Here is a 19,115-nt window from a genome sequence, read left to right as displayed (position 1 = left end):
CAAAAACCGCTCCTCGCGGAGCGGTTTCCAAAACTCGAATCTATTCCACCACATATACGACGACCTGACGGCGGCCGAACTGCAAGCATTCCTGCAGGGTGTCAAACACCAAATCGATCCGGTTTCCTCGGATCGAGCCGCCTGTGTCGGCGGCAACAGCATAACCGTACCCTTCCACATACAGTTTCGTGCCAAGGGGAATCACGCTTGGGTCCACGGCCGCAACGCCGACTTGCGCCGGACGTCCCGTTGCCGTACGTCCGCCCGCCACATAAGCGGATGCGGTCATCACCAGTTTTTGGGAAGCGCTGAAGTTGCCGCCGGAACGTGAAGCGACCACCATCGGCCGGGTCTGCGTACCGTACGCGACCACCGCACTGACCGGCTCCTTCACGACTTCCTTCTCGACTTGGCGATCAACTTCGACCCCATTTTCAACGACAATCCGCGTTGTCACTTTTGCTAACCCTTCCACACCGGGCGTCAGCGTCTTTTCCTGTCCCTTATACATATTCTGGTCTGGCTGGCGTTCGGTCTGGAAAGGTATTGCTTCTTCCGTTACGGCGACTTTCACTTCGCGACGGGTAATAGTGATCGTTTGGCCTTCAGTTGGAGCGGATGTCAACTCTGCGTTCACACGATCATGTTCGCCCAATTCGATGCCGGCCTGGTTCAAAACTTCCGCAACGGATTGTGCGGTCGTAACCAGTTCCCGCTGCGGGCTGGCGCCATCCCGAATCGTCACTTTACGGGCATGCGACACCGTAATGGTCATTCCTTTCGTCAAACGGGCATCGCGACCCGGCAGCACCCGATCATCAGCCGACACCGGAATGCCCTGCTTTCGAAGAAATTCTCCCACTGTCCCGGTAAAAAATCCGGCCACTTCTTTCGATTGCCCATCGACATGAAGCGATATCGTTTTGTGCAGGGAGATGGCAGTTCCGCCTCCGGCTGCAGACGCCGTAACGGCCGCCGCAAGAATCGAGATCGACTTTCGGTTGAACTTTCCCACCCAATCACCTCACTGAACGGTTTCATTCCCCCACTTATGTGAATCTGTTGAACTCTTCCTTTAGTATATCGAAAGAAAAAGTTGGATACAAGACCACGGACCAATTATTGAGTTAATTGCGATGTCCGAAAGGAATAGGCATACGTTTGCCCGATTTCGATCCACTTGACTGACATCTACTTGACTGACATCTAAGGATTAATGTCTCTTTGCCTCTGTTATGAGGGGCTGGTTTCGTATTGCCACAAAACGGAACATGAAGGGTATATCCGAACACTGAAAGATTCAAAACAAAGTCAACATCCAAGACTGTGGCCTAGAGCGAGGAAAGTGTCGCGGATCCGGGAAAAAGCAAGAACGAAGTACAACTGATCATAGAAAAGCGAACTTGGATTATTCGCCGAATGCCGCCTTCCGAATGCGCCGCAAAAATTCCATATCTTCCTTATGTTCCTTTATCTCTTCCACATCCCCCTGAAGTTTTCGAACATCCATTGTTAGGGCTTCCAGTTTTGCGTTTGTAATTTCTTGGGCATGTCGCAGCGAGAGCACAATTTCTTTGATTTCGTCTTGTCGGCTTTCAAGATTTTTGAATCTACTTTCAAAGCTTTCGAATCTACTTTCAAAGCTTTCGAATCTACTTTCAAATTTGCTTTCGAGGTTTTCGAATCTACTTTCGAGGTTTTCAAATTTGCCTTCAAGATTTTCAAACCGTCTGTTCATCTTTTTCAGTTCTTCAAGAACGAGTTTCATGTCCTGATTCATTTGTTCACGCTCCCGGATATTTGTTCCAAATCTATTCTATCACAGACTGGAGCGCAAGAAATCCCTGCCTTTGGACATGAGTTCGCGAAAAACATTAAGAAAAACAGTTTAACATCCTCCATGTCCATGCTTCAGGCAATTCAATCCATTCCAAATTCCGCCGACCATCCAAAACGTCCTGCCCGCTTACCGCACCACACCCGCGGCGGCCACTCGCTCGGCGACTTTGTAAATGTCACCGGCTCCCATCGTCAGAATCAAATCCCCATTGCGGGTATGCTGCAGCAGATACGTTACAATTTCATCCTTCGTCGGCAGATACACCGTATGCACGCCGCTGTTCTCGGAAATCAGGAGGGCCAATTTTTCCGCGGACACCCCTTCGATCCTTTTCTCTCCGGCCGGCGAATAAATGTCGGTCAGAACCACTTCATCCGCATCCGCGAAAGCCCTGCTGAATTCTTCAAACAGATAATAAGTGCGCGTGTAACGCTGCGGTTGAAAAACGGCCACCACCCGCCTGCCGCTCGCCTTTGCGGCCGCCAGCGTGGCGCGGATTTCGGTCGGATGGTGGGCGTAATCGTCAACCACCATCAAACCGGGAGAATCCAGATGCACCTGATAGCGCCTTTTCGCTCCGCTGAACTTTTTAAGCGCCTCTGCGATCATTTCAAATCGGACGCCTGCCTCAAGCGCCACCAAGCTTGCGGCAAGGGCGTTCGACACGTTGTGAATTCCCGGTATCGACAACTCCAACACGCCGATCTTTTTTCCGCCGCGGACCATCTGGAAGCGGGAACCACGCTCAAACACTTCGATTTCGGCTGCTGTCGCGTCCACTCCCTGCTGCAGACCGTATTTCAGTATGTTCCGGGAAACCGGCGCAAGCAGTTCGCGTACAACGGGATCGTCCCAACAGGCCACGATGGTTCCCTGCGGATGGACATTCGAGAAAAAGCGGCGGTAGGCATCCTTTAATTTTTCAAAACTTCCGTCGTAGTTTTCCAGATGATCGGCTTCGATGTTCGTGACGACTGCGTAGTGGGGGCGGTAGTGAATGAACGAACCGTCGCTTTCATCCGCTTCGGCGACCAAGAATTCGCCACGGCCCGCTTTTGCGTTGTCCCCGACATTGGTTAACACGCCGCCGATCACGTACGTCGGGTTGCAGCCCGCCTCTTGCAGGATAAACGAGATCATGGAAGTGGTCGTTGTCTTGCCGTGCGTGCCGGCTACCGCGATGCCTTTCCGTTCCTCCATCAATTTTGCCAGCATCTGCGACCTGTGCAAGACCGGGATCCCGGCTTCCCGGGCCGCAATCAGTTCCTCGTTGTCGGGTGTGACCGCCGTCGAGTAAACGACGCAGTCAACCCCGGACACGTACGAACGATTATGTCCGATATAGATGGTGGCGCCCAAAGCTTCCAACCTGTCGGTCGCTTCCTGGCGGGCGACGTCTGAACCGGACACCCGGTACCCCAAATCGAGCATCACCCGCGCAATCGCGCTCATTCCGTAACCGCCGATGCCTATAAAATGAACGCGGTGGAACTGATTCACTGGCATGTCATCCTTTCTTGGAGGTAAATTGTCTCGCTTCCGAGATTGTATAAAGCGATCCCGTAACAAGAACGACTTCGTCGGGGCGTGTAACCGCAACAGCATGTTCGACCGCTTGCGCCACGTTCGGTATTTTTACAATTGGCACCTGCACCCTGTCCCGCAAAAACATTTCCAGGTCATTCACATTGGCAGCCCGCGGAGAGTCGGGAGCAGTCACGATAATCCTCCCGGCAAACGGCACAATCGGGTCCAACACGCCCGGCACCAGTTTATCCTGCAGGATGCCCACCACCAACACCGCTTTCCGGTCTCCCAGCAATTCCCGCAAAGCGGCTGCCAACGCTTCCGCTCCGTGCGGATTATGTGCGCCATCCAACAACACCAACGGACGTTCCCATACGATCTCCAGCCGCCCCGGCCAGCGAGTCAGCCTTAGGCCGTCTCGCAAAGCCCGTTCGCTGACCGGCAGCACGCCGCTTTCGGACAAATGGAGAACCGTTTGAACGGCAAGCGACGCATTTTTGCATTGATGTTCGCCAAGCATTGCGATTTCCAGATCTTTCAACCGAGTATTCGCCGATTGAAAGTCGAATGCCTGCCCGGCCAGCGAAAAACGGGTCCGTGTGTACGCAAAGTGTTTATCCAGCACCCGAAGCGGCGCTCCGACTTCGCGAGCCCTTCTCGCAATCACGCTTAACGCCGGTTCGACCGCCCCCGTAAACAGAGGAACGCCAGGTTTTGCGATCCCCGCTTTTTCCCGGGCAATGATCTCGATAGTCGGCCCCAAATGCACCAGATGATCCAATCCCACGTTTGTAATGACCGATGCGAGGGGAATCACCACGTTCGTCGCATCCAGACGGCCACCCAGACCCGTTTCCCACACCACCAGATCCACCCGCTGGTCGAGGAAAAACAGGACGGCAAGCAGCGTAATCACCTCAAATTCCGTCGGTTCGCCAATCTCCGTGCGGCGGATCTCCTCAATATGCGGTTTCAGCCTGGATGCGTAAACGGTTAACTGTTCTTCCGTCACATCCGTTCCGTTGACCGACATCCGGTCAAAAAAATGCATGACATAAGGAGAAGTATAACGGCCGACCCGATACCCGGCATGCTGATAGACAGAAGCGAGATAAGCGCAGGTCGAACCTTTGCCGTTTGTCCCGGCCACATGGATAAACCGCAGCCGGCGATGCGGGTTGCCAAGCCGTTCCAGCAGGGCTTCCATCCGCTCCAATCCGAGTTTGATGCCCCATCTCCCGTCAAACTTGCGGAAACCAGAAATCCATTCCAGTATCAACACGATCAGTCCTTAGCATCGTATTCGAAACCGCCCGTCAAAGTGACAAAAGCTCCCCTGCACATCCGGGCGTTTTCATTCCAAAGGGATTTCAACGGACGAGGTCGGAAACCTTCGCAATCCGCAGACAGTTGAACGGGGGCCGACAGGCCCCCGGTGCAACGCCGCTTAGCTGCGAAGTTCTTCGATGCGGGCTTTGACCTTGTCCCGCTTCTCCGCGTAGTCCCGGCCTTTTGCACGCTCCGCTTCAATCACCGCCGCCGGCGCTTTCGCAACGAACCCGGGGTTCGCCAATTTCTTTTCGACGCGTTCGACTTCCGCTTCTAAGTGCTTCAGCTCTTTTTCAAGACGTGCGACCTCCGCGTCGATGTCGATGAGACCGGCCAGCGGCAGGAACAACTCCGCCCCCGTCACCACGGCGGTAACCGATTTTTCCGGAGGGGCGGCGTTGGGGTCGATGGTCAGCGACTCCGGATTGCAGAAACGGCGGACATACGCTTCGCCGCGGCGAATCAACGCTTCCGTTTCGGCGCCGGCAGGCTTCACGATCAGCGTAACCGGCCGGCTCGGCGGAACGCTCATCTCCGCACGGACGTTGCGAACGGCGCGGATCATATCCATCAACAGTTCCATTTCCCGGGCAGCCTGTTCGTTGACAAACCGCTCTTCATGCGCCGGATAAGCCGCCAGTGTGATCGTCCGTCCTTGATGCGGGATGTGCTGCCAGATTTCTTCCGTGATGAACGGCATGAACGGATGCAGCAAGCGCAAGGCTTGATCGAGCACATAGACGAGAACCGACTGCGTCGTCTTCTTCGCAGCGTTGTCATCCCCTTGCAGATACAGCTTCGCCAGCTCGATGTACCAATCGCAGTACTCGTTCCAGATGAACTCGTAGATCTGGCGTCCGGCTTCCCCGAAATCATAGCGGTCCAGAGCCGCGTTGACTTCCTTCGCCGTCTCGTTCAAACGGTGCAAAATCCACTTGTCGGCCGTGCCAAGCTCCCCGCCCAGGTCGATATCCTCAAACCGGAAATCCCCCAGATTCATCATGACGAAACGCGATGCGTTCCAGATCTTGTTCGCAAAGTTGCGTGCCGCCTCCACTTTTTCCCAGTGGAACCGCAGGTCGTTCCCCGGACTACTGCCGGTCATCAACATAAAGCGCAGCGCATCCGCGCCGTACTTCTCGATTACATCCAGCGGGTCGACGCCGTTGCCAAGCGACTTGGACATTTTTCGCCCCTGCGCGTCGCGGACCAAACCGTGGATCAGCACGTCCTTAAAAGGTCTCTCCCCCGTGAATTCAAGGGCGGTAAAGATCATCCGCGCCACCCAGAAATAGATGATGTCAAACCCTGTAACCAGCACATCGGTCGGGTAATACCGCTTCATGTCTTCCGTTTCCTCCGGCCAGCCCATCGTGGAGAACGGCCACAGGCCGGAAGAAAACCATGTGTCAAGGACATCCTCGTCTTGCCGGAGCTCCTTGTGCCCACACTTCGGACATGCGGCCGGATCCTCCATCGCAACGATCGTTTCGCCGCAATCGTCGCAGTACCAGGCGGGAATGCGGTGACCCCACCAGAGCTGGCGGGAGATACACCAATCGCGGACATTTTCGATCCAGTGCAGATAAATTTTTTCGAAACGGTCCGGCACAAAGTGAACCGCCTGATCGCTCTGCTGCAGCCGGATCGCTTGTTCCGCCAAAGGTTTCATGCTGACAAACCACTGGGTTGACAAAATCGGTTCCACCACGGCTCCGCTCCGCTCGGAATGGCCAACGGAATGAACGTGCTCTTCGATCTTGAACAGGACGCCCTGTTCCTGCAGATCGGCGACGATTTTCCTGCGGCATTCAAACCGGTCAAGCCCCTGGTACGGACCCGCGTTTTCGTTCATCGCCGCCTTCTCGTCCATAACGCTGATCATCGGCAGATTGTGGCGCAGTCCCATCTCGAAGTCGTTCGGATCGTGGGCCGGCGTCACTTTTACCGCACCGGAGCCAAACTCTTTGTCGACGTACTCGTCGGCAAAAATCGGGATCTCCCGCCCTATGATCGGCAGAATGACCGTTTTCCCGACCAAATGCTGATACCGTTCATCGTCCGGATGCACCGCAATGCCCGTATCGCCCAGCATCGTTTCGGGACGGGTGGTCGCAACGGTGATGTGTCCGCTGCCGTCTTTTAACGGGTAGCGAAGGTGGTAAAGGGCGCCTTGCACTTCCTTGTATTCGACTTCGATGTCCGACAGGGCCGTGCGTGCCGCCGGGTCCCAGTTGATGATCCGGTTGCCGCGGTAGATCAGCCCTTTTTCGTAGAGCTTGACAAATACTGTACGGACCGCCCGGGACAGCCCCTCGTCCATGGTGAACCGCTCGCGGGAATAATCCAGCGAAAACCCCATTCGTCTCCACTGCGAGCGGATGACAGACGCGTAATGCTCTTTCCATTCCCACACTTTTTCAAGGAATTTCTCCCGTCCGAGATCGTAACGGCTGATTCCCTCTTCACGCAATGTCGCTTCCACCCGCGCCTGTGTCGCGATCCCGGCGTGGTCCATGCCCGGCAGCCACAGCGCGTCGTATCCCTGCATCCGCTTGTACCGGATCAGCACGTCCTGCAAAGTGCAATCCAGAGCATGCCCCATATGCAGCATGCCGGTTACGTTCGGCGGCGGGATGACAATGCAATACGGTTGTTTGTCGGGATCGCCCGTCGCTTTGAAAAATTGGTTTTCGATCCACCAGTCGTACAGTTTTTGTTCGGTTGCCTGGGGGTCGTAAACGGTCGGAATTTGTTTTTGTTCGCTTGTCGGTTCGGTAGACATTGCCAATCCTCCCCCGAAAAATATGTAAATTTGTTCATAAAAAAACCTTTCATCCATAAAGAAAGGACGAAAGGATCGCTTCCGCGGTACCACCTTACTTTGCGTGCCGATCGTGCAATCCCCAGCCGACGTGTTCCCCCAGCCAGAAAGTTGATTGTGCTGACACGCACCCTCAGGAAGATAACGGATTCACCGGCCCGGCTTACTGAAGGAAAAACATGGCACACAAGGCGCTTTCAGGCAATTTTTCGAACAAGCAGCCTTTTGAGAAAACCTCTTGCCTCGTTCCGCAGGGCAACTCCGGGACGACGTTTAAGCTTAAACCAACCGGGAAACCTTCCAGCCACAGCGCCACAAGCTCCACAAAAGCTTGCGTCCTGCGGATCTCCCTCTCTGGGGGGCAACGCTTTACTCTTTCCCTTCCAAGTTGTTGCCAAATTCGGTTGTCACTGCGATTTTGTTCTTCATTCTTATCCTAGTATACGCCAAAAGTTGATTTTGTCAAAATGGCACTTGACAAATGATACTTGACGGACGCTGTTTGGCACCACTGTGCCTGCCCGCGTACAGCTGGATGTCCGGGTCCGTCACTGCCAATGGCCACGAGTAACAGAAACGTTAGTTCCCGGTTCGGAAACAACAGGGGCAGGCAGGCGGCTGTGTCATCCCTTTCCCATTTTTCATACCCTAAAATAAAATTGGGAGGGGTTGTTATGGGATTCTTTTTGGGGTTGGTGAAGTTCGTCAAGCTCGTGCTGGTGATCGCCATTTGCCTGCTGTTTCTGCGCGTGGTTCTATTTCCCAACGCATTGGACATCCTCGTGCTCATGATGCTTTTGTTCGTTCTCTTTATCATGCTAATCGCCGATCCTTGACAACAAGCCTTGACAAACAAAAAAGAGGAGGCGTCTTAACGCCGCCTTCCCGGAATGAACAAAACCTGTCCGGCCTCCACTTGTTCGTTGGCAAGACCGTTTGCCCGCATCAGACTTTCAATCGGAGTCTCATACCGGTTCGCTACCTGATCCAGCGATTCCGCCTCTTGCACAATGCGAAATTTCAAGGTGTACTTGGCTTCATCCGTTTTTTGAATCCACGTACCCCAGATCGACGAGTCTTCGCTTGCAGCCTCGGAAATCGCCTCCGATTCCGGATCAGCCCCTTTTGTTTCAACCCCTTTGCTTTCAACGTCCGCCGCCATTGCTTCGGCTTGCGTCACGGCTTCCACAGCATCTTCCTGAACGCCCTGTTGCGAATCCTCTCTACCCGCCGCCATATTGTCCGGGTTGCCTGCAGAAAACGTTTCGCGTCCGGACTCTTTTGTTACGGAACCATATAACAAACCGGACAGTTTAAGGGGAATCGCTTCTTCTTTTTTGGCTCCAAACGAAAGCTTCGGTCCCGGAGCCCCCGGTTCGGCCGTTGCGGACTGTTGCTTCGCTGTCACCGCTTCTCCGTCTGCTTCCGTTGCCATCACGCCCTCCTGAACATCCGCGGTTTCACCTTGTGCGGCTCCTTCCGCATCTGCCGGCACGGTTCCCTCCGGCCCCTCCGTCTCCGCCGTTTCGCTTGCAGCCAACGCCACGGTGTCCGCCTCAGGCCGCTCGACTTCTGCAGCGGTCGTATCCTCCGTCACTTCTTGCGCCAGAGCTTCAAACTGCAGGACCTCTTCCTGTTCGCGAATCTCCCGCACCGCTTCCTGTCCGACACCGGCATCCCCCTCTCCCGTCCGGCACTCCGAATCCGACCGCTTGAAAGCGACATTCAGTTGCTCATGCCAACCCGATGCGGGTTGAAACACAAGAGTATCCTGTTCATCCGGTCCGTTTTGCGGCTCGATCATCCACTCCTGCTCATCGTACCCCGCATCCGGCGGCTCTTCAAAACGGCTGTCCGCCCGCGCCGCCACGGTTTCGCTTGCGAATGCAACCGGGTCACCGCCGCTGTCGTCCTTCAGGGTGGCAGCGTCCGCATTTTCCCCGTCCAATGTTAAAGTATTCGCAACCTGTGGCTGCACCCAATCTTCCTGTTCCCCGCAGTAAAACGTATAGCCGTTTTGCCCATTCAGTCCCTGAATCGTCAATTCCGCCTGCAACTGCAGATACCCGGGAGCGACCGGTTCGACGTGCCATTTGCCGATCCGGGCTTTCACATCAAGGAAGTCAGGTTGGCCCGCCACCGGAATCCGGAGCGCAAACGGCAGATGATACATAATCGGGGATATCGAATTTCGTGCGGGGTCTTCCCCTCCGTGTCCGTCCGGTTCCATCGCCCCGGAAAAGGCGAGAACCCCTTCCAAAATGTACGAATCGCCGACTCTATCAAAATACGTGATTTCTGTCGACACGGATGCGTCGTCCGAAACTCTGCCTGTCACACCGGATTCCAAAGCCAACCGTTGATCCACTTGCATGCGAATATGCGGTTTTTGATCCCCAAGCGCCACGGAAACTCCCTCCTTCACGTTCTTCTATATCAGTTCACTTTATGTCCGCAGCACCCGCCATATGACAAAAAACGGCCGCCCCGCTGGAACGGGCCGGCCTTCACCATAAAATCACCGGTAGTTCGGCATCCGGTACAACTCTTTCGGGTTACAGCTCTTTCAAAGCTTCACGCGACGCTTCCAAGGTCCGGTCAATATCCGCATCCGTATGGGCTAAAGAGGTGAAACCCGCCTCCAATTGGGAAGGCGCAAGATACACCCCCCGCTTCAGCATCGCGCGGAAATACTTCGCGTAAAGCTCCAGATCGGACGTTTTCGCCGTCGCGTAATCGACGACTTCCATCCCGGTGAAAAAGCAACCAAACATGCCGCCGATATACGAGGTATAAACGGGAATCCCGCATTCTTCCGCCGCCTTTTGAAAGCCGTCCGCCAACCGCTTCGATTTCGCCGTCAGCTCTTCGTAGACACCCGGACGGCCCAACAGCTTGAGGGTTGTGTAGCCGGCGATCATCGCCAGCGGATTGCCCGACAGGGTTCCCGCCTGATAAATCGGGCCGGCGGGAGCGATCATCTCCATAATCTCCCGCTTGCCGCCATACGCGCCGACCGGCAGTCCGCCACCAATCACTTTGCCCATCGTGGTCAGGTCCGGATCGATGTCAAAATACGCCTGCGCCCCGCCATAGGCAACACGAAATCCGGTCATCACTTCGTCAAAGATCAAAAGCGTGCCGTACTCCCGCGTAATTCTCCTGACTTCCTGCAGAAACCCGCGCTTGGGCAGCACGCACCCCATGTTGCCGGCCACCGGTTCAATGATGACCCCGGCAATTTCTTCGCCGAATTTTTTGAAAGCCAGCTCCAGCGACTCGACATCGTTGAACGGAACCGTCAGCGTTTGTGCAGCAATCGGTTCCGGAACCCCGGGGGAATCGGGCAGTCCCAGCGTGGCGACCCCCGAACCGGCTTTGATCAGCAGACTGTCGGCATGCCCGTGATAGCACCCTTCAAACTTCACGATCTTGCTGCGTCCCGTGTAACCGCGGGCAAGGCGGAGAGCACTCATCGTCGCCTCCGTCCCCGAATTGACCATCCGGACGATCTCCACCGACGGGACAATCTCAGTCACCAGTTTCGCCATTTCGGTCTCCAGCAGGGTCGGCGCTCCGAAAGAAGTTCCTTTTTTCGTGTACTCCATGATCGCGTCCGTCACTTCCGGGTGGGCATGTCCCAGAATCAACGGTCCCCACGACAGAACATAATCGATGTACTCGTTGCCGTCGATGTCAAACACACGGCTTCCCCTGCCGCGTTCGATAAAAACGGGATCGGCTCCGACCGCCCGGAACGCGCGGACCGGCGAGTTGACCCCGCCCGGAATGAATTTCCTCGCTTGCGCAAACGCGGCACGCGATTTCTCATATCCTTTGTGCATCAGCAGACACCTCTCAGCATTCCCGCAGCCAGCGGGCCGCCTCTTTCGCGTGATACGTGATGATCAGATCGGAACCCGCGCGTTTCAAGCCGGTCAACAATTCCATCACCACGCGCTGTTCGTCCACCCAACCGTTTCGGGCCGCCGCTTTGATCATGGCATATTCGCCCGACACGTTGTAAGACACGATCGGCAGAGCGAAATTGTCACGCAGCTGGCGGATAATGTCCATATACGCCATCGCCGGTTTCACCATCAGAAAATCGGCTCCTTCCTCCACGTCCGCCATCGCTTCCCGCAACGCCTCGCGTGCGTTCGCCGGATCCATCTGATACGTTTTCCGATCGCCAAACGAAGGGGCGGAATGAGCTGCGTCGCGGAAAGGGCCGTAGAACGACGAAGCGTATTTTACGGAATAGGACATAATCGGAATCTCGGCGAATCCCGCTTGATCCAATCCCGCCCGCAGAGTCGCGATCCTGCCGTCCATCATGTCGGACGGGGCGATAATATCCGCGCCGGCCTGGGCATGGGAAACGGCTGTCTTGGCCAAAAGCTCCAGCGTCGGATCGTTCAAAATCCGGCCATCTTCCACAATCCCGCAATGACCGTACGGGTTATACGCACACAAACACACATCCGTAATGACGGTGAGATCCGGGTTTTCTTCCTTGATGGCCCGTACGGCTTGCTGCACGATCCCCTCTTGCGCATACGCTTCCGAGCTCAAATCGTCTTTATGAGCCGGCACTCCGAACAACAGCACGGAAGTGATCCCCGCTTCCGATATCTCGGCAATTTCCCGCCGCAGCATGTCGATCGAAAAATGATACACCCCCGGCATCGAACCGATCTCTTCTCTCACTCCGCTTCCGTGGGCGGCAAACAGCGGATAAATCAAATCCAACGCGTTCAACTCCGTCTCTCTCACCATCGCCCGGATTCCGGCCGTGCGGCGCAGCCGGCGAAAACGCCGAAAATCTGTCGGCAGTCGCATAATGGTCACTCCTCACAATTTATGTACTGGACTTTTTGCCGGCGAATCGCCTGATAACGGGTCACCGCCTCAACCAGACCGGCAAGCGTGTGGGTTTCGGCGGTTACATCCACCTTGATCCCCAATTTTTCCGCCGTTTCCGTCGTAATGGGACCAATCGAGGCAACCGTGACCCCTTCCAGCAGGGAAACAAGATCTTCCCCTTCCATCGCCTTGACGAAATTCTTGACCGTCGAAGAACTGGTAAACGTGATGACGTGAATGTCACCGTTTTTCAGTAGGCGGATCGCCTCTTCCGCATGCCCGGAAACGGGCAAATTCCGATAGACATCGACTTCCGTCACTTCACAGCCGATCCGGCGCAGCGCTTCAGGGAGCGATTTTCTCGCGATGTCCGCTCTTGGCAGCAAGATCCTTTGCCCGGCACTCACAAACGGCTCCAACGCTTCGAACAACGCCTCGCCGACAAATTGCTCCGGCAGAAGATCCGGCACCAATCCCCTCGCCCGCAGCGCTTCCTCCGTTGTGGTGCCTACAGCCGCTATCTTGCCGCGGATCCGCCGCACGTCCACCCCTGTTTCCCGCATCCGGCCGAAGAAAAACTCCACGCCGTTGACGGAAGTAAATACGATCCAATCGAACGAATCGAGCTTATGTAGCGCGTCATCCACCTGTCCCCAGTCGCTTGGAGATGCCAGGCGGATGACCGGAAATTCATACGCTTCCCCGCCGAGTTCTTCCACCATCCGGGCCAGTTCGCTCGCTTGCGACCGCGCCCGGGTGATCATCACCCGCCGACCGAAAAGAGGCTTCTTCTCCGCCCAGGCGACTTTTTCCCGCAAGCGGACGACGTTTCCCACAACAATCACCGCAGGGTTCCGGAAGTTCGCCGCTGCTGCTTTTTCCGCAATATCAGCCAGCGTCCCGGTCAGCGTCGCCTGTTCCGCCCACGTCCCCCAGCGGATCAGCGCCACGGGCGTATCGGCGGGACGCCCGCATCGTACAAGATTCTCTGCAATGGAAGCGAGTCGCCCGACTCCCATCAAAAAAACGAGCGTGTCAGCCCCGTTCGCAATCCGTTCCCAATTGACGCCGGAGGTTCCTTTTCCCGGATCTTCATGACCGGTGATCACCGCAAAGGATGTGGCAATCCCACGGCATGTGACGGGTATTCCCGCATGGATGGGAACCCCGATGGCAGACGTGATGCCCGGCACCACCTCATACTCAATCCCGCGCTCCGCCAAATACTCCATTTCTTCAAACACCCGACCGAATACGGCGGGGTCCCCGCCCTTCAGCCGGACCACCGTCTTCCCTTCTTGCGCCTTCGCCGCCAGCAAGCGGTTGATCTCCTCCTGCGGCAGGGTGTGTTTTGCGGGCGTCTTCCCACAAAAAATCCGTTCCGCGCTTTCTGGGGCATACGTGAGCAACCGCAGGGAACAAAGGCGGTCGTAAACAACCACATCCGCTTGCTTGAGCGCATTCAATCCTTTGACGGTTATCAGGTTGGGGTCTCCCGGCCCCGCTCCCACCAAATAAACCTTGCCGGCTGCCATCAAGACTTCAACTCCTCACGGACGGAAGCCAGAATGGCACGGGCCCCTTTTTCCAGCAGTTTCTCCGCCACCTGCAGACCGATTTCTTCCGGACTCTCGCCTTCGGCAAACTCTTTCAAAAGCGTCGTCCCATCCGGCGTTCCGACCATGCCCCGCAGCAAGAGCAGGTTATCATGATATTCCGCGAACCCGCCGATCGGCACCTGGCAGCCGCCGTTGAGTCGTCCCAGAAAAGCGCGTTCCGCCGTAACCTCCACCCGGGTCGGCTGATGATCCAGCGCAGCCAGGAGATCTTTGATTTCTTCGTCGTCGGAACGGCACTGGATGGCAAGCGCTCCCTGGCCGACAGCCGGGATGCAAATATCGACGGACAGCCGTTCGGTTGCGCGGTTCAGCCACCCCATTCGGGACAAGCCGGCCGCCGCAAGCACGATCGCGTCCAAGCCGTCTTCTTCCAATTTGCGCAAACGGGTGTCGATATTCCCCCTGAGCGGCACAATCTCAAAATCCGGCCGGGCGGCTTTCAGTTGCGCGGCCCGCCGCAGCGAACTCGTTCCGATCCGGGCGCCTTTCGGCAGTTCGCAAAAACTGCGCCCGTCGCGCGTGACCAGCACGTCGCGCGGATCTTCCCGTTCCGGCACCGCCGCGATCATCAGCCCTTCCGGCATTTCCGCCGGCATATCTTTCATGCTGTGCACGGCAAAATCGATTGTCCCGTCAAGCAGCGCCTGTTCGATCTCTTTGACAAACAGTCCTTTGCCGCCCACCTTCGACAGCGTGACGCCCAAAATACGGTCTCCCTTGGTGACGATCTTCTCGACCCCGATTGAGAGTCCCGGGTAGAGCGACTCAAGCTGGGAGCAAACCCAATTCGTCTGTGTGAGCGCCAGCGCACTTTGTCGGGTTCCAACTTTGATTTGCCTCATGAATTTCTCCGCTCCTCTATGATCATCCGAATCGTCCGGTCGGCTTCCGCCTCGTCTCCCTTGCGCAGCGATTCCCGCACGTTGGAGTGGACAATTTCCCGCAAAATCTCTGCACGCGCCGCTTCGTCATCGATCGTTTCTCGCAGCATGTTACGAATGATTCCCAATTTTTGCAAGTAGATTTCGTATTCTGCGCCAAAATAGGCTTCCAACTCTTCGCGAATGGCGCGCGCAACCGCAGGCCCCGTTCCTGAAGTCGAAATCGCCACCTGCAGCGGTCCCCTCCGGACAACCGCCGGCAGGATCACATTGCCTCCGGCCGCTGCGTGAACCGCATTCACCAGGCGTTTTTCCGAATCCGCTTCCCGTACCACCGCCCGGTTTACTTCCATGGAATCGGTGGCCGCAATCGTCAGAAACGCACCTTCGGTATCGCCCGGCCGATAGGGCCGCTCCGCATGTTCCACTTTTCCTTCTTTGACCAATTGCGCCAGCTTGGGCGTCAACGCGGGAGATACGATTCGCACCCGCGCGTTGCAGGTCAAAAGAGACTGCACTTTTCGCTCCGCCATCTGCCCGCCGCCGATGACGACGCACAACCGGCCGGTCAGATCCAGGAAAGCTCCGAAAAATTGTTTTGCCATAAACAATCCCTATCTCCAATGATGAAATTCGGAAAAAAACTGTCCGACAAACAGATAGTTGAGAATCACGCCGATAAACGCCGTAATGTTGATCCAAGCCAGCCTTCTGCCCAGCCACCCGGCTGACACCCGAAGGTAGAGATAAATACCGTACACCGCCAGCAGAACCACCGAAACAACCGGCTTCGGGTCAAGCACCAACACGTGGTCAAACCGTGCATTGTACCAGATCGCCCCCAAAATCATCGCAATCAACAAAAGCGGAAAACCAAACATGACCAATCGATAAGAAAAATTTTCCAATTGGTCAAGCGCCGGCAATCTCCGGAACAGATCGTTCCATCTTTTTTCTTTCAGCAGTCTCTCTTGGATCAAGTACATGACGGAAAAGATCGCCGCCAAAAGAAAACAAGCGTAGCTGAGCAACGCCATCGCGACATGCAAAAACAACAGGTTTCCCTGCAGCGACGCCGCCAGCGAAGTCGCTCCCTTGTCCGTAAAAGTCACAAACGCCACGACCCCAAATCCCGCGACATTCGTAAAAAACGTAAACAAGTCGATTTTGTAGAAAAAGTTGATCACCAGCGAGAAGGTAATCAAAATCCAGGAAAAGAAAATCATCGTTTCAAAAGTTGTCAACATCGGGATGTAATTCAGTTCTTTCATGCGAAGCACGAAAAAGACGGTTTGTACCAGCCAGACGCCTGACAATAAAGCGAACGCGATACGGTTGATTTTGCGGTGCGGTTGCAGAAAGTCGATAAAGTACAACAGAACAGCGACCGCATAAACGAACGTCATCACATCGTAGAGAAGGACACTTCCCTGCACTCCGTTGCCCCCCTTCTCATGACAGGCCGCCGACCCATTTCGGATCAACGGAAGCCTGCATGGCAGCCGATTGATATATGTCCGTTGCCGTGGAAGATTCCACTTTGCGTGTCTGTCTTGCATCCTGTGGTTGATGCGCTGTCGACTTCTCCCCTTCCGGCGTGGGAGTAGATTTTTTCATCTCCTGTTCCAAAAAGGGCTCAAGGCCAAAGATGCGCGAGAACACAGCCAGATACATCTCGGCCTCCGGTTCAACGGCCATCTCCTTCAGTTGCCGGATCGGCTCCCGCAGCATCTGGTTGACGATGCTCATCGTATGTTTTTGCAATTGCTTGATCTCGCGTTCCGACAGATTCGGCAGTTTGTTTTGCAAGCTCTGCATCACGGATTGCTGGATGTCTCCGGCTTTTTTCTGCACAGCCGCGATCAAAGGAATCGCCGCCCGTTCGTTTTGCCATTGTTTGAATGCCGCAAGCTCCTGTTCAAGCAAAACGTTGATTTTCTCGGCCTCTTTTTTCCGCTCTTCCAAATTTGCCGCGATGACGCCTTCCAAATCGTCGATGTCGTAAAGGAATACGTTGTCCAGCTTGTTGATCTCCGGATCCAAATCCCGCGGAACCGCAATGTCGATCAAAAACAACGGGCGATAGCGGCGCTGTTTCATGACAGCCGCCACCTGATTTTTCGTCACGACATATCCTTCCGCCCCGGTGGAAGAGATCACAATATCCGCCTCTTTCAAAGCGAGGTCAAGCGATTTCAGTTCGAGGGCGTGACCTTCAAACTTCTCGGCCAGTTCCTTGGCCCGCTCAAAAGTGCGGTTGACCACCAGGACGCAGCGAGCACCGGAAGCGTACAGGTGTTTCGCCGTCAACTCACTCATTTTTCCCGCCCCAATGATCAGCACCGTCTTGTCCGTCAATTCCTCGAAAATTTTCTTTGCCAATTCGACGGCCGCATAGGAGATCGACACGGCGTGGCGCCCGATCTCCGTCGCGGAATGGGCTTGTTTGGCAAGCGTCACAGACCGCTTGAACAGGTTGTTGAACGTGGGGCCGGTTACCCCCAGTTCCTGGGCATGCAAAAATGCGTCACGCACCTGTCCGAGGATCTGGGTTTCGCCGAGAATCATCGAATCCAGCCCGCAGGTCACCCGAAACAGGTGACGAACCGCCTTGTCATTCTCGTAGACATACAGGTAAGGCAAAAAAACCTCTCGGTCGATCCCTGAGGCGTTCGCGAGAAAATCTATGATCTCTTCCCGGCCAGGATCCGCCGCGCCGACAACCGCGTACACTTCCGTGCGGTTGCAAGTCGAGACCAGCACCGTTTCCAGCAGGTGGCTCGACTCGGCAAGCTGCTGCAGCGCCCCGGTCAGCACCTGGTCGGAAACGCTGAACCGTTCGCGGATTTCAACAGGGGCGGTCCGATAATTCAGACCCACCACAAGGATCTGCATGTATCCCACTCCGTTCCAATCTAAGACAAAATTCATGTATTGGATCTTATCGATTTATTATACCACTTTATACGAAAAAACCGAAGGGGGGTAAGCCGTCCCCGGATCTGACAACTTTCTGAAAGAACCGGCATGTCCGTTTGTCTGCCCCGTCTCCCCGGCTGTCACCTTCCAACCGGGCTCCCGCATAGGATGGATATCATACTGTAAGGAGGTCAAGGACTGGTGAAATGGAAGACGATCGGGGGGTTGATTCTTACAGGAGCGCTTTTGCTCGTTTCCGTGGGCTGCGGCTCCCAGCCAACCGCTTCGGAAAAGGCGAAGATTCGGGTGTCGGAAGTGATTCGGTCCGTTTTTTACGCGCCACAATACGTGGCGATCGAAAAAGGATTCTTTCAGGAACAGGGCTTGGAGGTGGAACTGACGACCGCCTGGGGCGGCGACAAGGTCATGACTGCCATTCTCTCCGGCCAGGCGGATGTGGGATTGGTGGGGGCGGAAACCACCGTCTTCGTCAACCAGCAGGGGGCGCCGGAACCGGTGGTCAGTTTCGCGCAAGTCACGCAGCGGGACGGCACGTTTCTTGTGGCCAGACAGAAAATCGACAACTTCAACTGGTCGATGCTGAAAGGCAAATCGCTGATCGGGTCCCGCCCCGGTTCGATGCCGCAGATGGTCAGCGAATACGTGCACCGCAAAAACGGCATCAATCCGAAAGTCGACGACCAAATCATCCAAAACATCACGTTTGACAACCAGACCGGCGCATTCGCCTCCGGCACGGGAGACTTCTACCAAGCCTTCGAGCCCGCCGCCTCCATTCTGGAAAAAGAAGGGAAAGGGTATGTGGTCGCCTCGTTGGGGCGGGACAGCCTGAAACTGCCCTATACTGTCTTTCTGGCAAAAGACAGTTTTCTAAAGGCGAATCCAACAACCGCCCAGAAGTTTGCAAACGCCATCCAAAAGGCGCAAAATTGGGTGCACAGCAGAAGCGCGCAGGAGATCGCCGACGTGATCGCCCCCTTTTTCCCGCAGGTTGACAAGGACATCTTGGTCCGCGTGACCGATCGCTACAAAAAATCGGACGTGTGGGCGCAAGACCCGGTCATCGACAAGGAAGAATGGGAAAACCTGCAGACCGTGATGCTGCAAGCCGGCGAACTGAAAGCCCCTGCCCCCTACGACAAGCTTGTGAACAACTCGTTTGCGGAGAAAGCAAAACTGCAGATAAAGTAAAACATCCAAATGCGCCGGAATTTTCACCCTAAAGATGACGCGCCCCTGCTGGGCGTACTACCAGCAAAAAAACGCTTCGGCCATATCGGCTGAAGCGT

At 55.5% G+C, this 19,115-nt stretch carries 16 protein-coding genes; 2 read left to right on the top strand and 14 right to left on the bottom strand.

Features of this window, described 5'->3' with window-relative positions:
- Positions 1-40 precede the first annotated feature (40 nt).
- From AC4ED1_RS14225 to AC4ED1_RS14200, 6 genes are all read right to left on the bottom strand, one after another.
- Positions 41-1,015, bottom strand: coding sequence for a resuscitation-promoting factor (locus AC4ED1_RS14225; RefSeq protein WP_490939738.1), 975 nt, complete (start codon positions 1,013-1,015; stop codon positions 41-43).
- Between the two features lie 393 nt (positions 1,016-1,408).
- On the bottom strand, positions 1,409-1,780 hold the full coding sequence (locus tag AC4ED1_RS14220) for a hypothetical protein (protein ID WP_490939736.1): 372 nt from the start codon (positions 1,778-1,780) through the stop codon (positions 1,409-1,411).
- Between the two features lie 186 nt (positions 1,781-1,966).
- Positions 1,967-3,340, bottom strand: a complete 1,374-nt coding sequence (murC, locus tag AC4ED1_RS14215) for a UDP-N-acetylmuramate--L-alanine ligase (RefSeq protein ID WP_490939734.1) — start codon at positions 3,338-3,340, stop codon at positions 1,967-1,969.
- 7 nt (positions 3,341-3,347) lie between these two features.
- Positions 3,348-4,646 (bottom strand): bifunctional folylpolyglutamate synthase/dihydrofolate synthase, encoded by a 1,299-nt coding sequence (locus AC4ED1_RS14210; RefSeq protein WP_490939732.1) that lies wholly within the window; start codon positions 4,644-4,646, stop codon positions 3,348-3,350.
- Positions 4,647-4,814: 168 nt separating this feature from the next.
- Entirely contained in the window at positions 4,815-7,481 is a 2,667-nt protein-coding gene (locus AC4ED1_RS14205; protein WP_490939730.1) for a valine--tRNA ligase, read from the bottom strand.
- 202 nt (positions 7,482-7,683) lie between these two features.
- Entirely contained in the window at positions 7,684-7,845 is a 162-nt protein-coding gene (locus AC4ED1_RS14200) for a hypothetical protein (protein WP_490939728.1), read from the bottom strand.
- 349 nt (positions 7,846-8,194) lie between these two features.
- Between AC4ED1_RS14200 and AC4ED1_RS14195 the strand changes: the two genes are divergently transcribed.
- A complete protein-coding gene (locus AC4ED1_RS14195) occupies positions 8,195-8,356 on the top strand; it encodes a hypothetical protein (RefSeq protein WP_490939726.1) in 162 nt (53 codons plus the stop codon).
- Between the two features lie 35 nt (positions 8,357-8,391).
- Here the strand turns inward: AC4ED1_RS14195 and AC4ED1_RS14190 are convergent, their stop codons facing one another.
- The 8 genes from AC4ED1_RS14190 to hemA all read right to left on the bottom strand — a co-directional run bounded on the left by AC4ED1_RS14190 (position 8,392) and on the right by hemA (position 17,781).
- The gene (locus tag AC4ED1_RS14190; protein WP_490939724.1) at positions 8,392-9,927 is read right to left on the bottom strand and encodes a LysM peptidoglycan-binding domain-containing protein; all 1,536 of its coding nucleotides are present in this window, start codon (positions 9,925-9,927) and stop codon (positions 8,392-8,394) included.
- 148 nt (positions 9,928-10,075) lie between these two features.
- The gene (gene hemL, locus AC4ED1_RS14185) at positions 10,076-11,365 is read right to left on the bottom strand and encodes a glutamate-1-semialdehyde 2,1-aminomutase (RefSeq protein ID WP_490939722.1); all 1,290 of its coding nucleotides are present in this window, start codon (positions 11,363-11,365) and stop codon (positions 10,076-10,078) included.
- A 13-nt stretch (positions 11,366-11,378) separates the two neighbouring features.
- Positions 11,379-12,362: a porphobilinogen synthase gene (hemB, locus tag AC4ED1_RS14180; RefSeq protein ID WP_490939720.1), complete on the bottom strand. Its 984-nt coding sequence runs from the start codon at positions 12,360-12,362 to the stop codon at positions 11,379-11,381.
- 5 nt (positions 12,363-12,367) lie between these two features.
- Positions 12,368-13,921 carry a uroporphyrinogen-III C-methyltransferase gene (gene cobA / locus AC4ED1_RS14175; protein WP_490939718.1) on the bottom strand — a complete coding sequence of 518 codons (1,554 nt, stop codon included), beginning with the start codon at positions 13,919-13,921 and terminating at the stop codon, positions 12,368-12,370.
- Complete coding sequence (gene hemC / locus AC4ED1_RS14170) at positions 13,921-14,847, bottom strand: hydroxymethylbilane synthase (RefSeq protein WP_490939716.1); 927 nt, start codon at positions 14,845-14,847, stop codon at positions 13,921-13,923. The genes cobA and hemC overlap by 1 nt, the downstream gene beginning before the upstream one ends.
- The gene (locus tag AC4ED1_RS14165; protein WP_490939714.1) at positions 14,844-15,491 is read right to left on the bottom strand and encodes a precorrin-2 dehydrogenase/sirohydrochlorin ferrochelatase family protein; all 648 of its coding nucleotides are present in this window, start codon (positions 15,489-15,491) and stop codon (positions 14,844-14,846) included. Before AC4ED1_RS14165 ends, hemC begins: the two co-directional genes overlap by 4 nt.
- Before the next feature lie 9 nt (positions 15,492-15,500).
- Entirely contained in the window at positions 15,501-16,322 is an 822-nt protein-coding gene (locus AC4ED1_RS14160) for a cytochrome C assembly family protein (RefSeq protein WP_490939712.1), read from the bottom strand.
- 16 nt (positions 16,323-16,338) lie between these two features.
- Positions 16,339-17,781, bottom strand: coding sequence for a glutamyl-tRNA reductase (gene hemA, locus AC4ED1_RS14155; RefSeq protein ID WP_490939710.1), 1,443 nt, complete (start codon positions 17,779-17,781; stop codon positions 16,339-16,341).
- Between the two features lie 225 nt (positions 17,782-18,006).
- Between hemA and AC4ED1_RS14150 the strand changes: the two genes are divergently transcribed.
- Positions 18,007-19,017, top strand: a complete 1,011-nt coding sequence (locus AC4ED1_RS14150; protein WP_490939708.1) for an ABC transporter substrate-binding protein — start codon at positions 18,007-18,009, stop codon at positions 19,015-19,017.
- Positions 19,018-19,115 lie beyond the last annotated feature (98 nt).

This window comes from Effusibacillus sp. SKA8 (genome assembly GCF_058273125.1).
This window is presented reverse-complemented; position numbering and strand designations above follow the sequence as displayed.

What these genes read in the sequence shown, in the direction of transcription:
- AC4ED1_RS14165 (WP_490939714.1), bottom strand. Translation starts at nt 15,491, where the DNA reads ATGGCAAAACAATTTTTCGGAGCTTTCCTGGATCTGACCGGCCGGTTG.
- AC4ED1_RS14205 (WP_490939730.1), bottom strand. Translation starts at nt 7,481, where the DNA reads ATGTCTACCGAACCGACAAGCGAACAAAAACAAATTCCGACCGTTTAC.
- hemB (WP_490939720.1), bottom strand. Translation starts at nt 12,362, where the DNA reads ATGCGACTGCCGACAGATTTTCGGCGTTTTCGCCGGCTGCGCCGCACG.
- AC4ED1_RS14220 (WP_490939736.1), bottom strand. Translation starts at nt 1,780, where the DNA reads ATGAATCAGGACATGAAACTCGTTCTTGAAGAACTGAAAAAGATGAAC.
- hemL (WP_490939722.1), bottom strand. Translation starts at nt 11,365, where the DNA reads ATGCACAAAGGATATGAGAAATCGCGTGCCGCGTTTGCGCAAGCGAGG.
- AC4ED1_RS14195 (WP_490939726.1), top strand. Translation starts at nt 8,195, where the DNA reads ATGGGATTCTTTTTGGGGTTGGTGAAGTTCGTCAAGCTCGTGCTGGTG.
- cobA (WP_490939718.1), bottom strand. Translation starts at nt 13,921, where the DNA reads ATGGCAGCCGGCAAGGTTTATTTGGTGGGAGCGGGGCCGGGAGACCCC.
- hemA (WP_490939710.1), bottom strand. Translation starts at nt 17,781, where the DNA reads ATGCAGATCCTTGTGGTGGGTCTGAATTATCGGACCGCCCCTGTTGAA.
- hemC (WP_490939716.1), bottom strand. Translation starts at nt 14,847, where the DNA reads ATGAGGCAAATCAAAGTTGGAACCCGACAAAGTGCGCTGGCGCTCACA.